This window comes from Marinicella litoralis (assembly GCF_002591915.1).
GTDB classification, from domain to species: domain Bacteria; phylum Pseudomonadota; class Gammaproteobacteria; order Xanthomonadales; family Marinicellaceae; genus Marinicella; species Marinicella litoralis.
Window position 1 is genome coordinate 28,707 of record NZ_NIHB01000001.1, and the last position, 238, is coordinate 28,944.

Annotated in this window: 1 protein-coding gene; it reads left to right on the forward strand. The window is 35.3% G+C overall.

The window, feature by feature from the left end:
• Window positions 1–238, forward strand: a 238-nt coding sequence (locus CCS90_RS15025; protein WP_218961643.1) for a hypothetical protein, incomplete at both ends; no start/stop codon positions are given.

Below are 238 nucleotides of genomic sequence, written 5' to 3' on the forward strand. Positions count from 1 at the left end.
TAGTATTGCTGTCTACATCGGTGGATATGATGATGTTTCTGCTTCAAGAGCAACAATTGCATTTTGTGAAAAGCTATCAATCCCTTGTTTGTCTATAAATCATAACTACCCTGCAATTGACGGATTTACTGCTGAAACAATATTGGCTAATTTAAAAGACAAGGGTTTTGAGCTTGTGTTAGTTATTCAATATGCTAACGAAAGCAACAAGGATGTTAAGTTCATGGACACTAGACAA